This window comes from Chloroflexota bacterium (assembly GCA_016197225.1).
Lineage (GTDB): Bacteria > Chloroflexota > Anaerolineae > Anaerolineales > VGOW01 > VGOW01.
Window position 1 is genome coordinate 1 of record JACPWC010000025.1, and the last position, 1,757, is coordinate 1,757.

At 55.6% G+C, this 1,757-nt stretch carries 2 protein-coding genes and 1 pseudogene; all 3 read left to right on the top strand.

All coding sequences use genetic code 11. The features are described 5' to 3' along the window. Positions 1-511: pseudogene (locus HYZ49_04905) on the top strand (IS5 family transposase). A 53-nt stretch (positions 512-564) separates the two neighbouring features. Then, positions 565-1,395, top strand: a complete 831-nt coding sequence (locus HYZ49_04910; protein MBI3241615.1) for a DUF4111 domain-containing protein — start codon at positions 565-567, stop codon at positions 1,393-1,395. A 226-nt stretch (positions 1,396-1,621) separates the two neighbouring features. After that, positions 1,622-1,757 (top strand): TetR family transcriptional regulator (locus HYZ49_04915; protein ID MBI3241616.1); only part of this gene is annotated, 136 nt, incomplete at its 3' end.

The window sequence follows — 1,757 nt, forward strand, 5'->3', positions numbered from 1 at the left end:
AGTATGGATGGCGCGATGACCAAAGCACCATTGGGCGGGGAAAAAAACCGGCAAAAACCCGACCGATCGCGGCAAGTCCGGCGTCAAACGGAGTCTGTTGACGGACGCCAACGGCATCCCCGTTGGCTTGGCCGTTGACGGGGCTAATCGGAATGATATGAAGATGGTGCGAGAGACCGTTGAGAGCAACCCGGTGCAACGTCCAGAGCCAACGCCTGAACAGCCGCAAGGCCTGTGCCTGGATAAAGGCTATGACGATGACGAAGTGCGCCAGACGTTGCAAGAGTTTGGTTTCACTGCTCATATTCGAGCGCGGGGTGAAGAAGCTCTGGCCCTCAAGCGCGAAGCTGGCTTCAAAGCCCGGCGCTGGGTAGTCGAACGGACTCACAGTTGGATGAATCGCTTTCGGCGCATTTTGATTCGCTGGGATAAGTCTGTTGAGAATTACATCGCTTTTCTGCATTTCGCCTGCGCCCTCGTCGCTTTCAGAGCCGCTGGGTTATTAGGATAGGCACTTAGTCCCAACTGGAAGAGAAGCAGGCACATACCGAGTAACAGGAAAGCATGCCCCTTCCAACACCTTATCCAGAGCTAAACGACGTCCTTCGTGAGTTGGTAGGCAGCGTTCAGAATGTTCTGGGTGACACATTCCTCGCCGCCTGCCTGCAAGGTTCGTTCGCGGTGGGCGATTTTGATCGTCACAGCGACGTTGATTTTGTCATCGCCGTCGAGCAAGAATTGTCGGACGATCAAGTTCAAGCTCTGCAGATTATGCACGAGCGTATCTACAACCTCGATTGCGGCTGGGCACAGCACCTGGAAGGCTCCTATTTCCCGAAGGATGTTCTGAGACACTATTCTCAACGTGGCAAGCAACTCTGGTATCTCGACAACGGAAGCCGGTCACTCATCAAGGCCGACCATTGCAACACCATCGTCGTCCGCTGGGTGGTGCGTGAGCATGGCGTCTCTCTGGCCGGGCCTGATCCGGTGACGCTGGTTGACCCGATCCCCATCGAGATGTTGCGCCAGGAGATCATGGAAGTCATGAGCGGGTGGGGGCGGCAAATCCTGGCTGAACCCGAGCAATACAACAATCGGTTCTATCAAACATTCATCGTCTTGAGCTACTGCCGCATGTTGCACGATCTCCAAAACGGCTTCCCCGGCTCCAAGCGCGCCGGGGCGGAGTGGGCTAAAGCCAACCTCGACCCATCCTGGGCCGGGCTGATTGATCGAACGTGGGACGGGCGTCCGAACCCGGCTCTCTCTGTCCGGCAACCCGCCAACCCCGAAGACTTCAAGCTCACACTGGAGTTCATCCAGCATGTCATCCAGGCAGGCACGAAGTATTTTTCGGATGTAGCTGAAAGTAGAGCAAACTACCGGGCCTGACCAAACGTTACGCGCCCCGATAACTTTCATATATCACAACCCTTGAGGAGGCAGGCATCCCCGGATGCCGGGGCCAGCACGTGGGCGTGCTGGCTCCTCATGTTATCTGAAAGGCATTGGCACAGGATTTGCAAGGCCACTTGCAAGTCCTGTTTTTTTGCCTCTTGACAGCCCTGTTATCAGGTATAGAATGTGAACGAGCGTTCATTTTTCGCAGGCCGCCAAAATGCCCGAAGAAAAACCACTTTCCAAAGGTGAACAAACCTACGCCGCCATCATCGAAGCCGCCTACGCTCTATTTCTGAAGAAGGGCTATCACGGCACAAGCATGAGGCAAATTGCCGAGCGCGCCGACCTGGCCC